We start from the raw sequence: 14,373 nt of genomic DNA, 5'->3' as shown, positions 1-14,373 counted from the left end.
GGCATGCCGTTTTGTGCAAGAGGGCTCGGGAACTCGTTCCGCACGACATCGAGACCCGGGCACTGTACGGCAGGAGTGTGCCTCAGCCCGCGTGCCACCCGGGCAGTGTTGGTTCTCCCGGTGCCATCGGTTGGAGTACTGGTGGATCATGTCTTTTGACGGAACCGGCGGTGACAGGGAGCCGTCCGAGACCGAGGAACGCGCGCGGGTCACCGAGACGCTCACGGCTGCGGCCAAGGGCCTCAGCCCCGACGAAATCCCCCAGGCGCTGTGCCGCGTCTGCGTGGAACTTCTGCCCGTGACCGGCGCATCGGTGTCGATCGCGAGCGGCCGGACGGTGCGTGCCACCTGGTGTGCCAGCGACTCGACGGCGGCCCGGCTGGCGGAGGCGCAGTACACGCTCGGGGACGGCCCCTGCCAGTCCGCGATCGAACGCGCCGCCGCCGTCCTGGCGGCCGACCTCACCAAGGCGCCGGACGCCGGTCGCTGGCCCGTCTTCGCCCACGAGGCCGTCGAGCTGGGAGTGCGGGCGGTGTTCTCGCTGCCGCTGGGACTGGGCGGGGCGACGATCGGCACGCTCGACCTGTATCGCCACACGCCCGGTGCGCTGTCGTCGCGCGACCTGCGGATCGCGCTGTGGGCGCGGGACGCCGTCACGTTCGCCCTCATGAACCTACATGCCGGATACGAAGCGGACGAACGAGCGGCCGAAGAAGGAGTAGCGTCGTGGATGGAGGCTTCCGAGGCCGACCACAGTGAGGTCTACCAAGCGGTCGGCATGGTGATGGTGCAGCTGAATCTGGGCGCCGAACAGGCTCTGGACCGGATGCGCGCACGGGCTTTCGCCCAGGGCCGGACGGTGACCGAGGTGGCGCATGACATCCTCGTACGCACGCTTCGGCTCGGGTCCGAGACCGATTACGGCAGCGAGGACGCCGGCCGGCGGGACGCCGGTGACGACGGACGAGAGGGCGATCGGTGATGAACCGGGAACAGCAACTCGCCGAGGCGTTCGTGGGGCTGGCCGACTCCCTCGCCGACGACGTCGACCCCGTCGTACTTCTCGAGCGGCTGGCTGTGAACTGCCTGGACCTCGTGGGCGCCGACGCGGTCGGGGTCATGATAGCCGGAGTGCGGGGCGAGTTGCGCCTGATGGCCGTCACCGACCAGCGTGCGGCTCTCACGGACTTCTTCCAGCTCCAGATCGACGAAGGTCCCTGCGTGGACTGCTACCGCAAGGGCGAGCGCATCGACGCTCCGGACCTCGGTGAGAGCGCCCACCGCTGGCCGCATGTGGCCCCGTACGCCCGAGAGCACGGGTTCCGGGCCGCGCATGCGCTGCCCATGCGCGTGCATCACCAGACGGTGGGGGCCCTGAACCTCCTCCTGACCGCCCCGGGCGGACTGTCCGCGCTCGATCTGCACCTGGCTCAGGCACTGGCCGACGTGACCACGGTCGCCCTCGTCAACTGGAGCCCGCACCCGCTGCGTTCCACCGACGTCAGCAGCAGCGTCCAAAGAGCTGTGGCCGCCAAGGCGACCGTCGACATCGCCACCGGCATGCTCGCCGAGCACGGCGGGGTCTCGCTGCCCGACGCCCGCTCGGCCCTGGGGGGCTGGGCGACCCGCAACGGCCGCCGGCTCACCGAGGTCGCCCACGGTCTCGTACAGCGCACGGTGCCCTTGACGGACGTGCTCAGCGACCCTCGCTGACAGAGCGTCTCAGCGGGACACGGCCGTCGCCCACAGCGCGGCCACGACCACGACGACGGCTGCCACCGTCATGACGTTGCGCACCACCGGCGACCACCGCTCCACCACCGACGCGTCCCGTCCCCTGCCGTGATGGGCCCGGACGGCGGAGATGCGCTGCGGCGACCGATGCACTTCCTGATGCATGTTTCCCACTCCCTCGTTCCGGACGGCCGGGCGGGTTCCCGCCTCGGCGCCTGCCATGCCCCGCATTCGGGGTCCGCTACGGCAGTGGGGTGCCTCCGGTCGCGTTGAGGATCTCCGCCGTGACGAAGCCGGCCTCCTGGGAGGCCAGGTAGACGTAGGCGGGGGCCAGTTCGGCGGGCTGGGCCGGGCGGCCCAACGGGCTCTGCTTGCCGAACTCCACCGTGTCGGGCAGGGTCGCGGGAATCAGAGGCGTCCACACCGGGCCCGGCGCGACGGCGTTGACGCGGATGCCGCGCTCGGCGAGCATCTGGGCCAGCCCCTGCGTGAAGGTCACGATCGCGCCCTTGGTCGTCGCGTAGTCCAGCAGATGCGGACTGGGCTTGTAGGCCTGCACCGACGTGGAGTTGATGACACTGCCGCCCTTCGGGATGTGCGGCAGGGCGAACTTGGTCAGCCAGAACATGCCGTAGACGTTGGTGCGCATGACGCGGTCGAACTGCTCGGTCGTGATCGCCTCGATGCCGTCGGGCTGCGACATCTGGTAGGCCGCGTTGTTCACCAGGACGTCGATGCGCCCGAACTCCGTGACGGCGCGCTCGATCAGCGCCCGGCAGTTGTCCTCCTCCCGGATGTCGCAGGCGACGGCCACCGCCTTGCGCCCGGAGTCCTCGACGAGCCGGGATGTCTCGCGTGCGTCGTCCGCTTCGTCCTCCAGGTAGGTGAAGAGCACATCGGCGCCCTCGCGCGCGAAGGCCAGCGCTACCGCACGCCCGATGCCGGAGTCGCCGCCGGTGATGACGGTCTTGCGGTCCTTCAGGCGGCCGGCGCCGCGATAGGTCTTCTCCCCGTGGTCGGGCGGCGGGTCCATGGGCCCGGTCCATCCCGGGTGGGGCTGGTCCTGTGCCGGGAACTCGGGGCGCGGGTGCTGGGTCGTCGGATCCTGCTGCGTGTGCTGCGAATCGGGCACGTCGGCCTCCTGACCTTGGGGCGGGTCCGGACGGCCACCGGGTTCCCGTCGCGCTGCGGCCGAAAAGCCCGAGGTGGCCGGGATCGCCCGGGCGCCGTCGCCGGACCCGGCAGGGTCGGCCTGACGGTGGCCGTGGTGTCGCTGCCAGCCGCGCGCATCACCCGCTCCGTGCCGCGCCGGTACCTGCTCACCGGTCTCCTGGGGCTGCCGGCCGCGACCGGCTGGGTGTCGGCACTGGGGAGTGTCTCCTACGGGCTGCCGCTCGCGGCGCGGGTGGTGACCGTGTCGGCGCAGGCATCGTTCTGGGTGGTGATGGGACCGGTCGCGGTCGGTCTGTTCCCGCCCGAACGGCGTGGCCGTGTCATGGGGCTGCTGTCGGTCGGCGGTTCACTGGCCACGGTGCTCGGCGTGCCGGCCGTGACCTGGCGGGGCGGACACGGCGGTCGGCGGGCGCCGTTCGTCGTGCTCGGTGCGCTCGCGCTCGTGTCACTCGTCTCACTCGTCGTCATTGCCGCCCTGCTGCCGGTCTCCCGCCCCCAGGGCAGTCATGCGGCGTACGGTACCGATCCGGACCGGCGCCGGTTTCTCGTCGTCGTCGCGACCACCGCCCTGTCGGTGACCGGGCTGTTCGCGGGCTTCACCTAGGGCGGCGGCGTACTGTGCGCGTTCGGGGCGGCCGCCCTGGCCGGTGTCGCGCTCACCGGGCCGCTCCTGGACCGTTTTCCGCGCGCCACGCACACCGTGCCGGTGGCGACTCAGGCCGCGGCGCTGCTCGGCCTGTGTGCGGCCGGGAGCGGTCAAGTGGCGGCGGTCGCGCTGTTCATGATGCTCGGCGCCTCGGTCCCGCCCGTTTTCATGGCGGCGCAGAGCCAGGTGCTGCGGGTGGCGCCGGGCCGTATCGAGTCGGCGCCGGCGGTCAACTCGGCCGCGTTCAACGTGGGCGTGGCCGCCGGGTCGCTGCTGGGCGGCGTTCTCCTGCCCGTCGTCGGAGTACGCGGGGCCTTTCTGGCCGGCGGGCTGCTCACGGCGGGGGCGCTCGGGTTGCTGATCCGGCCGGATGCCCGGGCGTCGTCGGACGGTGTGCGCGCATCCGTCGTCCCTGCCGGGTGATTCGGATCCCCAATGAGGCGGTAGCGGTCAACGACCCTCCGGCGACGGTCTATCGTGGCCGCATGTCCGTCCCCGAAATGATCCGCATCGTCTCCCGCGACTCGCCCATGGCGCTGGCCCAAGTGGAGCGTGTGCGCGCCGAGTTGGCGGTCCTGCATCCCGGCGTACGCACCGAGGTCGTGCCGGTGAAGACGACCGGTGACAAGTGGATGGGCGTCCTGTCCCAGGTGGAGGGCAAGGGGGCGTTCACCAAGGAGGTGGATGCCGCGCTGCTGGCGGGCGAGGCCGATCTCGCCGTGCACTGCCTCAAGGACGTGCCCGCCGACCGGCCGCTGCCGGCCGGTACGACGTTCGCCGCGTTCCTGAAGCGGGACGACATCCGTGACGCCCTGGTGCACCCGGACGGCCTCACCCTGGACGAGTTGCCGGCCGGCACCCGCGTCGGCACCTCCGCGGTGCGCCGGGTGGCCCAGCTGTCCGCCACCCACCCCCACCTGCAGTGTGTGCCGTTCCGCGGCAACGCCAACCGCCGGCTGGCGAAACTGGCGGCCGGCGAGGCGGACGCGCTGCTGCTGGCGGCGGCCGGTCTCGAACGCATCGGGCGCCAGGACGTGATCAGCGAGGTGCTGTCGCCGGACACGGTGATGCCGTCCATCGGCGCGGGCATCCTCGCCCTGCAGTGCCGTGAGGGCGACCGCGACCTCATCGACGCGGTCAGCGCACTCGGCGACCCGCACACGCACCAGGAGGCCACCGCGGAGCGGATGTTCCTGCACGTCCTGCAGGGCCACTGCAACAGCCCGATCGCGGGGTACGCGCGTGTGGAGGCCAGTGGGGAACTGTCGTTGCGGGCGTGTGTGTTCACCCCGGACGGCAAGACCCGACTGAACGCCCACGAATGGGCCGGACGGCTCGACCCCGCCACCCTGGGGACATCGGTGGCCGTGGCGCTGCTGCGTCAGGGTGCCCGCGAGATCATCGACGGCATCCCCCACTGAGCGGGCTCCGGCGCGCAGCCGGGGTCAGGCGGTGCCCTCTTCGGCCTGGTCGCGGAGGAAGTTGCTGACCTGGTGCGCCAGGCTGCCGTCCCGGCTTCCGCAGGTGTGGGCGCCGACGGGCTCCTCGTGCAGGCCGATGCCGCCCGTCCACAGCCGGCGGTCGGTCCACTCCTCCTCGACGCGCAGCTGGATCTGCACGTCGACCTGGCTCAGGCAGGTGTCCGGGCCGGCCGCGTACAGCACGGCGGTGGCCCGGCGCAGCGGGTAGACGTCGAAGCCCTCGATGAACTGCGAGTTGCGCCAGTCGATGAACGCGGCCTCGCCGTCGGGGCCCAGGCGCACGTCGATCTGGCCGTCCTCGAGGTGGATGCCGAAGGAGCGGCTGCCGCGGTTCTCGACGGTGACCCGGAGGCTGAAGTACGTCAGCCCGGCCGCCGCGTCGTCGCGTCCGCGTGGGGGCTCGGCGGCTTCCAGGCGGTGGACGCGGACACGCAGGCCGGCATGCTCGTCGTACTCCTGCCAGTCCCCGACCACGTTCGGCTCGTACACAGTCCACCTCATCGACCTCAGAGAGCTGCTTCCTATCTGTGCGCTCAGGGCACTGTCAAATGAGCAGAATGCGCTGTGGCCAGCGCATTCACCCCCTTTGATCACTGATCAAGCCGTGCGCAGGAACAACGGGCGGAACACGTCCCACGGACGTGCATATGTGCGTGGGGCACATCACGTTCCACGGGCGGCGTCAGCGGGCCAGCCGGCCGAGGAGCGAGGAGGCCGCGGCGATGCCGAGCGCTCCGGCCACGAGCAGCACCGCGAAGTCGAGAGCCACGTGGGCATGGGTGCCGAGGAGGAGGCCGCGCAGGGCGTCCACCTGGTAGCTCAGCGGGTTGACCTTGCTGACGGCCTGGAGCCAGCCGGGCATGACGGACACCGGGTACAGGGCGTTGGAGCCGAAGAACAGCGGCATCGTGATGGCCTGCCCGAAGCCCATGAGGCGGTCGCGGTTGAGGACGATCCCCGCGATGCTCATCGACAGGCAGGAGAAGAACGCGGATCCGAGGACCACGATCGCGGCGACGCCGAGCAGCTTCAGCGGGTTCCAGGTCAGCGCCACTCCGAGCACCGCGGCGATGAGGATGACGACGACGGCCTGGATCAGGGACTTCACTCCGGCCGCGAACGCCTTGCCGGTGATCAGGGCCGAGCGCGGGGTCGGCGTGACCAGCAGCTTGTTGAGGATGCCGGCGTCGCGCTCCCAGATGATCTGGATGCCGTAGAAGATGGCGATGAACATCGCGGACTGGGCGATGATGCCGGGCGCCAGGTAGTCCACGTAGGGGATGCCGCCGGTGGGGATCGCCTTGATGCGGGTGAAGGTCTGGCCGAAGATCAGCAGCCACAGGGCGGGCTGCACGGCGCGGGTGTACAGCTCGGTGCGGTCGTGGCGCAGCTTCTGCAGTTCGACGGCGCACATCGCGAACACGCGGGCGGGCAGCAGCCGCCAGCCCGCGCGGGGCCGGGGCGGCTTCAGCAACAGGTCGATGCCGGGTGCGGGGCTGGGATCAGCCGACGCGGTACGCGGTGCGGCGGGTGCTTCGGACATCGCGGAAACCTCCTGCCTGGTCGTCCAGTCCGCTGCCCGCGACGTCCCGGAAGACGTCCTCCAGGGTGGGCAGCGGGTCGGTGGCCGCAGCGCCCGCGGCGCGCCGGCGCTCTCCGAGCCCTTCCCTGAGCTCGTCCGGGGTGCCGAGGGCCCGGATGCGGCCGCGGTGCATCAGGGCGACCCGGTCGCAGTACTGGTCGGCCTCGTCCATGTAGTGGGTGGTCACCAGCACGGTCATGCCGGTGGCGGCCCGCACTGCGTTGATGTGGTCCCACACGCCGGTGCGGGCTATCGGGTCGAGGCCGATGGTCGGCTCGTCGAGGATCAGCAGCCGGGGGGCGCTGACCAGTGCCTGGGCGAGTTCGAGGCGGCGCACCATGCCGCCGGAGTAGGTGCCGACCAGCCGGTCGGCGGCGTCGGCGAGACCGACGGCCGCCAGGGCCTGGCCGACGCGCTCGGCGCGTTCGGCGCGGGACACGTCGAAGACGCGGGCGAACAGGGCGACGTTCTCCCGGCCGGTGAGTCCGGCGTCGGCGGACAGCTGCTGCGGCACGTAGCCCAGCAGCCGCCGTACGGCCATGCGGTCCTTGGCCGCGTCGTGGCCGAACACGCGGACCATTCCGGCGGGGACCGGCAGCAGGGTGGTGATGCAGCGGATGGCGGTCGTCTTGCCGGCTCCGTTGGGTCCGAGCAGGCCGAAGACCTCGCCCTCGGCCACCGACAGTTCGAGTCCGTCGACCGCGTTCGTCTCGCCGAAAGCGTAGGCGAGTCCAGTGCAGGTGACGGCCTCGGCATGCCCGGTGTCGGCGTTCCGCGTCATGTCTGTTCGGCCTCCTCGTGCAGGGTGTCGGCCAGCCTGCGCAGGGCGGGGATCGCCGTGTGCAGTGCCTCCCGGTCCGTGTCGTCGAGACGGGCCAGCCCGCCGCGTACGAGTTCGGCGCGCCGTTTGCGCCATTCGGCGAGCCGGGCCTCGGCCGCGGGCGTCGGCATCAGCCGGGCGGCGCGCCGGTCGGCGGGGTCGGTCTCACGGACCAGATAGCCCTGCCGGGACAGCTGGTTGACCAGCGTCGAGACCGAATTGCCCGCCAGGTACAGCTCCTTGGCGGCATCGGATATGCCGATGCCTGGCCGGGTGACGACCAGGCGCAGCAGCTCGACCTCGGCGCCGCGCAGCTGGGGGGCGATCTGCGGGCGCAGGCGGCGCCGGACGAGCCGCTGGACGCCGATGAGAGCGTCGATCAGCTCGTCCGGGAAGCTTTCGGGTTCCACATCAGCAGATTATCTCTGTAGCAGAGGTAATGAACCCAAGGAACGGTCAAGCGCACAGCGAGGCGCCCATAATGTCCGCATTTGTTTTTGATGCACAGATTTCGGGCATCAGTACGTAGTGCTTCGGACAGGAGGCACGTCCGTGGGAGCCGGTCGGGCCCCGGATGTCTGGATGTCTCCGCAGGGTCCGAGTCGCATCTCCCATGGCGCCCGTCCCCCCATGCACCGCCTCAGGGAGGTGCGCACCATGCGTGTCGCCACCGCCAGCACCAAACCCCATCCGCACGACGATGCCCCCGACACCGCCGAGGCCTTCGCCCGGCTCGCGCGGCTGTCCGAAGGGCCGCAACGCAGGCAGCTGCGGGACCAACTGGTCCAGGCCTGGCTGCCGATGGCCGAGCGGATCGCCGTCCGGTTCAAGGGGCGCGGAGAATCCCTGGAGGACCTGTACCAGGTCGCGGCCCTCGGACTGGTCAAGGCCGTCGACCACTACGACCCCGCCCGCGGTCACGCCTTCGAGGCGTACGCGGTGCCGACGATCACCGGTGAGATCAAACGGCACTTCCGCGACCACATGTGGACGCTGCATGTGCCGCGCCGGGTCCAGGACCTGCGCAACAGGGTGCGGCAGGCCGCGAAGGAACTGTCCCAGACGACCCCTGGGTGCAGACCCACCGTCGCCGAGATCGCCCGGCACGCCCACCTGAGCGAGGGCGACGTGCGCACCGGGATGGAGGCCCTGGAGTGCTTCACCGCGCTGTCGCTGGACGCCGAGATGCCCGGCACCGACGGATACGCCCTGACGGACGCGATCGGCGGCCCCGACCCGGCCTACGACGTCGTCGTCGACCGGGTGGCGGTCAGGCCCTGTCTGCAGGCGCTCCCGGAGCGTGAGCGCACCATCCTGTATCTCCGCTTCTTCGGAGGCATGACACAAAGCCGCATCGCCCAGCAGCTCGGCATCTCGCAGATGCATGTCTCGCGGCTGCTCAGCGGCTGCTTCGACCAGCTCCGCGCGGAACTCCTCGCGGAGGCCCGCTGAGCGCCCCGCCGTTCGGCCGTACGCGGCCCCGTCGCCTCACCGCTCCGGTGGGGCCTCGGGGATCTGCGTGGGGCCGTAGCGGTCCAGGGCGTCCTCGAGTTCGGCCTTGATCTCCGGGGGCAGGTCCCCGTTGCGCCCCCATATGAGGATGAGCTCGGCGACATTGCGGAGCTTGATGTTCGTGTGCTGGGAGACGTCCTTCAGCACTGCCCATCCCTGGTCCGGCGCCACCCGGCCCAGCGCGACCATCATCCCGATCGCCTGGTCCACGACGGCGTGCGAGACGATGGCTTCCTTCAGCTGATCGACTTCTTCCTGCAGCGCGAAGATGCGATCCGTCTCGTCGGCCGGTTCATGCGGTACCTGTGCCACTCGTCCATAGTGGCACTCACCCGGCCCGCCGCCACCCGGTGGCAGACCTCCGCGGCACCCGTTTCGGCCCCCCTCACGGGGTACTCGGCAGGCGCATCGTGCGGTTCCGGTTGGACACTGGTACGAGACCGGTGGCTGCCGATCGACGAGACCAGGACGCAACTGCCATGAACCACGACTCCTCACGCCCGCGCGGCGTGACCCGCATCGTCACCTCGGCCTCCGTGTTCGGGGCGCCGTGCTGGGTGAGCCTGACCAGTCGCGACGTCGACGCCACCGAGGACTTCTACGGGGCGGTGCTGGGCTGGGAGTGGCGCTCCGCCAAGCTCGGGGACCGCTTCCGGATGGCCATGGTGGACGGCACGCCCGTGGCCGGGATCGCCGCCGTCGCCGACATGTGGCAGATGGCGGTGGCATGGACGCCGTACTTCGCCGTGCCCAGTGCGGACGAGGCCGCGGCGCGGGCCCAGGAGCGGGGCGGGACGGCCGCGGTCGGCCCGATCTCCTTCCCGCCGGGGCGGGCCGCCCTGCTGGCCGATCGGGACGGGGCGACCTTCGGGATCTGGGAGGGCGCCCTGATCGCCGACTGGGAGAAGTGGCGGCACGCGGCCCCGACCTTCATCAGACTCCACACTCGCGACGCCTTCGACGCCGCGATCTTCTACGGCGAGGTGCTGGACTGGGCCTCGGGGCGGCCCGGCAGCTGCGAGGTCCTGTACGAGGGCGGCGAGGTGGTGCTGCGCAGCCAGGGCGACATCGTGGCGCGCATCGAGTCCGGGGCGCTGGGGGCGGCGCCCGACCCCACCATCCGGCCCCATTGGCAGATCCACTTCGCGGTCGAGGACGTGGCGGCCTGTGTACGGGCCGCCGAGGTGCACGGCGGCAGCGTGCTGTCGAAGGGCAGCGACGAGGCCGTGCTGCGTGACGCCGACGGAGCGCAGTTCACGGTCACCTCGCGCCGCAAACGCTGAGGGGACGCTCCGCCGGGTCACCCGGGCGCCGCCTGCGGAAGTGTCACGTTGTGTCGTCGGTCGGCTTCTAGCGCCGTCGTGACTTGTCGCGCCCCGCGGCGGAGCGGCGGGCCGATGCAGCCCCGCGCCCCTTCGGGGCACAGGCGGGCCTCGACAGGAGCACCAGGCTGCGGCGCTCCACCAGAAGCACGGTGTTCGCCTTGTACTCCGACTCGTCCGGCGGGCCGTGCGGCTCGGCGGTGTCGATCAGGGTCGTCCAGCGTTCGCCGTACGTGACGTCCGGCAGCCGGAACTCCACCGGTTCCCAGTAGCTGTTCAGCAGGAGCAGGAACGAGTCGTCCACGACGGGACGGCCGCACGGGTCCGGTTCGGCGATGGCGTCACCATTGAGGAACACGGCGACGGAGTGCGCGTCGGAGCGCTGCCAGTCCTCCTCCGTCATCTCCTGCGCGTCCGGCGCCAGCCACACCAGGTCCGGCAGCGGCTGGCGCGGACCGGTCGCGGTCTCGCCGCGGAAGAACCGGCGGCGACGCAGCACCGGGCGGGCGGCGCGCAGCGCGATGACGTACCGGGTGAACTCGGCGAGGTCCCGCTGCTCCTCGGTCAGCTCCCAGTCGACCCAGGAGACTTCGTTGTCCTGGCAGTAGGCGTTGTTGTTGCCGCGCTGGGTGCGGCCGAGTTCGTCGCCGTGGCCGATCATCGGGATGCCCTGCGAGAGCAGCAGGGTGGCCAGGAAGTTGCGCTGCTGGCGGGCGCGCAGCTCCAGCACGCCCGGATCGTCGGTGTCGCCCTCGACGCCGCAGTTCCAGGACCGGTTGACGCTCTCCCCGTCCCGGTTGCCCTCCCCGTTGGCCTCGTTGTGCTTGTCGTTGTACGAGACCAGGTCGCGCAGGGTGAATCCGTCATGGGCGGTGACGAAGTTGACGCTGGCCCGGGGGCGGCGCCGGCTGTGCGCGTACAGGTCCGCGGAGCCGGTCAGCCGGGAGGCGAACTCGCCGAGCGTGTGCTCGCCGCCGCGCCAGAAGTCCCGTACGGCGTCGCGGTACTTGCCGTTCCACTCCGACCACAGCGGCGGGAAGTTGCCCACCTGGTAGCCGCCCTCCCCCACGTCCCAGGGTTCGGCGATCAGCTTGACGCGGCTGATCACCGGGTCCTGCTGGATCAGGTCGAAGAACGCCGACAGCCGGTCCACCTCGTGGAACTGCCGGGCCAGCGTGGCCGCGAGGTCGAAGCGGAAGCCGTCGACGTGCATGTCGGTGACCCAGTACCGCAGCGAGTCCATGATCAGCTGCAGTACGTAGGGGTGCCGCATCAGCAGGCTGTTGCCGGTGCCGGTGGTGTCGTAGTAGTGGGCCCAGTCGCCGTCCACCAGACGGTAGTACGAGGCGTTGTCGATCCCGCGGAAGGAGAGCGTGGGGCCCTTCTCGTTGCCCTCGGCGGTGTGGTTGTAGACGACGTCCAGGATGACTTCGAGGCCGGCCGCGTGCAGCGCCTTCACCATCGACTTGAACTCGGTGACCTGTCCGCCGCGGGTGCCGTGGGCGGCGTAGGCGTTGTGCGGGGCGAAGAACCCGATCGTGTTGTAGCCCCAGTAATTGGACAGACCGCGGCCCTGCAGCACTCCGTCCTGGACGTACTGGTGCACCGGCATCAGTTCCACCGCGGTCACGCCCAGCTTCGTCAGGTGCTCGACGATCGCGGGGTGCGCGAGACCGGCGTAGGTGCCGCGGAGTTCGGGCGGGACGTCCGGATGGGTGCGGGTCAGGCCCCGTACATGGGCCTCGTAGATCACACTGTCGGCGTACGGCTGCCGTGGCGGCCGGTCGTCGCCCCAGTCGAAGGCCGGGTCGGTGACCACGCCGAGCATGGTGTGCCCGGCGCTGTCGGACCGGGACCGGCCGTGCGGGGCGCGCTCGAAGAGGGAGGGGTGGTTGTCCACCTGGCCGTCGACCGCCCTGGTGTACGGGTCGAGGAGGAGTTTCGCCGGGTTGCAGCGGTGGCCCAGCTGCGGATGCCACGGGCCGTGCACCCGGTAGCCGTAGCGCTGTCCCGGCCCGATGTCCGGCAGGTAGCAGTGCCAGACGAAGCCGTCGACCTCGGTGACCGGGACGCGGCGCTCGCCGCCGTCGTCGACGAGGACGAGTTCGACGCGTTGGGCCACCTCGCTGAAGAGCGCGAAGTTGGTGCCGTTCCCGTCGTAGGAGGCACCCAATGGGTAGGGGTGCCCGCTCCAGACGGGCACCCCTGGCTTGCGGCGGCGCTTCGCCGTCACCGGGCATCCTCCAGGATGCCGTCCGGCTCGCGCACCTGCCCGGCGAGAGCCAGGGCCGGCATCTCGCGGGGCACCTGGAGCACTTCGCGCAGGCTCGGTGCGGGCGCCAGCGGCACCAGGGGCACCCGTTCGCCGGCCCTGGCGCGCTGCGAGAACCAGATGACCTTGCTGCCGGTGTCGGTGGCGCAGCAGCCCCAGCCGTCGCTCATCGCGGCGATCCGCTGCAGACAGGTCCGCAGGTCCTGGTCGGGACGCAGGTCGCAGTCGTTCTCCCCCACGGCGGTGATCAGATGCTGTCCGTTCCACCACATCTCGACCGATGTGTTCTTGTCCGTGGCGTGCTCGTCGATGGCCTTCAGCAGCAGCTCGGCGCCGCTGCAGACGGGCTCGACCAGTGTCTCGAGGTCCCAGAGCCGGAGATGCGCGGCCAGGATGCGCCGTACCTGTCCGACCCGTTCGGGGCTGACTTCCACATCGAGGTGGTAGTAGCAGGGCACTGCGGTCTTCATCTTCGTTGGCTCCTCACCCGCGAAGCTCCCGCTCCTTCTCGTCCCTGTGGGACGAGCCCCGAACGCGAAGCGTGAGCGTTGATCGCTTCTGAGTCACCTCAAGGGTGGGCGAACTAGACCATTCGTGCAACACGAGCGCACCTGGAGCGAGGACGCCCGCCGAACATGGTTGAAGATCCAACAAGACGCTGAGTCGCCACACGTGCACCATGTGTGAAGACCTCGATACCCATAACGGATCCGTGCGTGCCCACGCGCGGATGCCGCCCCGACGGTCGGGAGATGTGCGATCGAGCCCCGGAGAAAGTGAAGGCGTCATGCTGCTACCGGCCAAAGCCGAAGTGGCCCGGCAACTGCGGCGGTACCGGGCCTGGGAACGCGTCATGCTCGCGTCCCCCGCCGACCGCGCGGTGCGCGCCACCTTCGAGGACTCGGGCTACACCTTGTGCGTACTGATGGGCAAGCGCTGCGCCCGCGAGGCCGCGGACGCCGCCGAGCGCTATCTGGGGTCCACCCTGGGCGCCTATCTCCGGGAGCAGAACGAGCGGCCCCGCACGGGTGCGGCCGAGCGGCGCGGGCCCCCGCAGGCACAACAGCATTTCGCCGCAGGGAGGTAGATCCCCCCTGCGGCTCAACGCATATGTCGCAGTTTGTATCCCTCGACCGGGCCGAAGGCCCGGTCTCCAGCACGGCGGAGGTGAGACCCATGAGTTCGATTCCGGCCATCGGCCGCATCCCGGTGCGGGACGTCCACCCGGCGGTGGAATGCGGAAGGCGCCCGGCCAAGGCGGTCGTCGGGGAGACGTTCGAGGTCACCGCCACCGTGTTCCGAGAAGGCCATGACGCGGTCGCCGCCAACGTCGTCCTGACGGATCCGGAGGGCCAGCACGGCCCCTGGACGCCGATGCGGGAACTGGCCCCCGGCTCCGACCGCTGGGGCGCCGAGGTCACACCCACCTCCGAGGGTCACTGGACGTATCGGGTGGAGGCCTGGAGCGACCCGGTGGCCACCTGGCGGCGCACCGCCCGCATCAAGATTCCGGCGGGCATCGACACCGGACTGGTGCTGGAGGAGGGCGGCGACCTGCACGAGAAGCTGGCCGCCGGTGTGCCCGAGGGGCCGGGGCGTGCCGCCGTGCTGGCCGCGGCGGAGACCCTGCGCGACGACTCGCTGCCGGTCGCCACCCGCCTTGCGGCGGCGTTGACGCCGGAGGTGGACGCGGTGCTGGCCCGCCATCCGCTGCGGGAGTTCGTCACCGCCTCGCAGACCCTGCCGCTGCTGGTGGAACGCGAGCGCGCCCTGTACGGCGCCTGGTACGAGTTCTTCCCCCGCTCCGAGGGCACCGAGGACCAGCCGCACG

The 14,373-nt window shown here is 70.8% G+C and carries 18 protein-coding genes; 9 read left to right on the top strand and 9 right to left on the bottom strand.

Annotated features, from left to right (window positions below):
- The first annotated feature begins 148 nt into the window (after nucleotides 1-148).
- Both ACFY1E_RS35230 and ACFY1E_RS35225 read left to right on the top strand, forming a co-directional pair.
- Complete coding sequence (locus ACFY1E_RS35230; RefSeq protein WP_389083397.1) at nucleotides 149-982, top strand: GAF and ANTAR domain-containing protein; 834 nt, start codon at nucleotides 149-151, stop codon at nucleotides 980-982.
- Complete coding sequence (locus ACFY1E_RS35225; RefSeq protein ID WP_389083394.1) at nucleotides 982-1,713, top strand: GAF domain-containing protein; 732 nt, start codon at nucleotides 982-984, stop codon at nucleotides 1,711-1,713. The genes ACFY1E_RS35230 and ACFY1E_RS35225 overlap by 1 nt, the downstream gene beginning before the upstream one ends.
- Before the next feature lie 9 nt (nucleotides 1,714-1,722).
- Here ACFY1E_RS35225 and ACFY1E_RS35220 read toward each other — a convergent pair whose 3' ends face one another.
- Together ACFY1E_RS35220 and ACFY1E_RS35215 are read right to left on the bottom strand one after the other, a co-directional pair.
- A complete protein-coding gene (locus ACFY1E_RS35220) occupies nucleotides 1,723-1,899 on the bottom strand; it encodes a hypothetical protein (RefSeq protein WP_389083392.1) in 177 nt (58 codons plus the stop codon).
- Between the two features lie 76 nt (nucleotides 1,900-1,975).
- Nucleotides 1,976-2,866, bottom strand: coding sequence for an SDR family oxidoreductase (locus ACFY1E_RS35215; RefSeq protein WP_389083390.1), 891 nt, complete (start codon nucleotides 2,864-2,866; stop codon nucleotides 1,976-1,978).
- Here ACFY1E_RS35215 and ACFY1E_RS35210 point away from each other — a divergent pair.
- From ACFY1E_RS35210 to hemC, 3 genes are all read left to right on the top strand, one after another.
- The gene (locus ACFY1E_RS35210) at nucleotides 2,747-3,511 is read left to right on the top strand and encodes an MFS transporter (protein WP_389083387.1); all 765 of its coding nucleotides are present in this window, start codon (nucleotides 2,747-2,749) and stop codon (nucleotides 3,509-3,511) included. The two genes, ACFY1E_RS35215 and ACFY1E_RS35210, sit on opposite strands and share 120 nt — an antisense overlap.
- A 12-nt stretch (nucleotides 3,512-3,523) precedes the next feature.
- A complete protein-coding gene (locus ACFY1E_RS35205) occupies nucleotides 3,524-3,976 on the top strand; it encodes an MFS transporter (protein WP_389083862.1) in 453 nt (150 codons plus the stop codon).
- Between the two features lie 62 nt (nucleotides 3,977-4,038).
- The gene (hemC, locus tag ACFY1E_RS35200) at nucleotides 4,039-4,974 is read left to right on the top strand and encodes a hydroxymethylbilane synthase (protein ID WP_389083385.1); all 936 of its coding nucleotides are present in this window, start codon (nucleotides 4,039-4,041) and stop codon (nucleotides 4,972-4,974) included.
- A 24-nt stretch (nucleotides 4,975-4,998) separates the two neighbouring features.
- Here the strand turns inward: hemC and ACFY1E_RS35195 are convergent, their stop codons facing one another.
- From ACFY1E_RS35195 to ACFY1E_RS35180, 4 genes are all read right to left on the bottom strand, one after another.
- Entirely contained in the window at nucleotides 4,999-5,523 is a 525-nt protein-coding gene (locus ACFY1E_RS35195) for a hypothetical protein (protein ID WP_389083860.1), read from the bottom strand.
- Nucleotides 5,524-5,716: 193 nt separating this feature from the next.
- Nucleotides 5,717-6,577, bottom strand: coding sequence for an ABC transporter permease (locus tag ACFY1E_RS35190; RefSeq protein WP_389083383.1), 861 nt, complete (start codon nucleotides 6,575-6,577; stop codon nucleotides 5,717-5,719).
- The gene (locus tag ACFY1E_RS35185; protein ID WP_389083380.1) at nucleotides 6,537-7,397 is read right to left on the bottom strand and encodes an ABC transporter ATP-binding protein; all 861 of its coding nucleotides are present in this window, start codon (nucleotides 7,395-7,397) and stop codon (nucleotides 6,537-6,539) included. The genes ACFY1E_RS35190 and ACFY1E_RS35185 overlap by 41 nt, the downstream gene beginning before the upstream one ends.
- Nucleotides 7,394-7,846, bottom strand: a complete 453-nt coding sequence (locus tag ACFY1E_RS35180; protein WP_389083377.1) for a MarR family winged helix-turn-helix transcriptional regulator — start codon at nucleotides 7,844-7,846, stop codon at nucleotides 7,394-7,396. The genes ACFY1E_RS35185 and ACFY1E_RS35180 overlap by 4 nt, the downstream gene beginning before the upstream one ends.
- A gap of 247 nt (nucleotides 7,847-8,093) precedes the next feature.
- Here ACFY1E_RS35180 and ACFY1E_RS35175 point away from each other — a divergent pair, with 247 nt between their 5' ends.
- Nucleotides 8,094-8,888 carry a SigB/SigF/SigG family RNA polymerase sigma factor gene (locus ACFY1E_RS35175; RefSeq protein ID WP_389083375.1) on the top strand — a complete coding sequence of 265 codons (795 nt, stop codon included), beginning with the start codon at nucleotides 8,094-8,096 and terminating at the stop codon, nucleotides 8,886-8,888.
- Between the two features lie 36 nt (nucleotides 8,889-8,924).
- On the opposite strand, the gene ACFY1E_RS35170 is transcribed toward ACFY1E_RS35175, so the two are convergent.
- A complete protein-coding gene (locus ACFY1E_RS35170) occupies nucleotides 8,925-9,260 on the bottom strand; it encodes an ANTAR domain-containing protein (protein ID WP_389083372.1) in 336 nt (111 codons plus the stop codon).
- A 167-nt stretch (nucleotides 9,261-9,427) separates the two neighbouring features.
- On the opposite strand from ACFY1E_RS35170, the gene ACFY1E_RS35165 reads away from it, so the two are divergent.
- Nucleotides 9,428-10,231, top strand: a complete 804-nt coding sequence (locus ACFY1E_RS35165; RefSeq protein ID WP_389083370.1) for a VOC family protein — start codon at nucleotides 9,428-9,430, stop codon at nucleotides 10,229-10,231.
- 67 nt (nucleotides 10,232-10,298) lie between these two features.
- On the opposite strand, the gene glgX is transcribed toward ACFY1E_RS35165, so the two are convergent.
- Nucleotides 10,299-12,503, bottom strand: a complete 2,205-nt coding sequence (glgX, locus tag ACFY1E_RS35160) for a glycogen debranching protein GlgX (RefSeq protein ID WP_389083368.1) — start codon at nucleotides 12,501-12,503, stop codon at nucleotides 10,299-10,301.
- Nucleotides 12,500-13,012, bottom strand: a complete 513-nt coding sequence (locus ACFY1E_RS35155) for a pep a2 (RefSeq protein ID WP_389083366.1) — start codon at nucleotides 13,010-13,012, stop codon at nucleotides 12,500-12,502. The genes glgX and ACFY1E_RS35155 overlap by 4 nt, the downstream gene beginning before the upstream one ends.
- A gap of 317 nt (nucleotides 13,013-13,329) precedes the next feature.
- On the opposite strand from ACFY1E_RS35155, the gene ACFY1E_RS35150 reads away from it, so the two are divergent.
- Together ACFY1E_RS35150 and ACFY1E_RS35145 are read left to right on the top strand one after the other, a co-directional pair.
- On the top strand, nucleotides 13,330-13,629 hold the full coding sequence (locus ACFY1E_RS35150) for a DUF5133 domain-containing protein (protein ID WP_389083363.1): 300 nt from the start codon (nucleotides 13,330-13,332) through the stop codon (nucleotides 13,627-13,629).
- Between the two features lie 89 nt (nucleotides 13,630-13,718).
- Nucleotides 13,719-14,373, top strand: a 655-nt coding sequence (locus ACFY1E_RS35145; RefSeq protein WP_389083361.1) for a maltotransferase domain-containing protein, incomplete at its 3' end; no start/stop codon positions are given.

Origin of the sequence: Streptomyces sp. NPDC001604 (assembly GCF_042893475.1) — a bacterium.
Taxonomy (GTDB): domain Bacteria; phylum Actinomycetota; class Actinomycetes; order Streptomycetales; family Streptomycetaceae; genus Streptomyces.
Note: the sequence above shows the minus strand (reverse complement) of the source record. Positions and strands in the feature narration are given on the sequence as shown.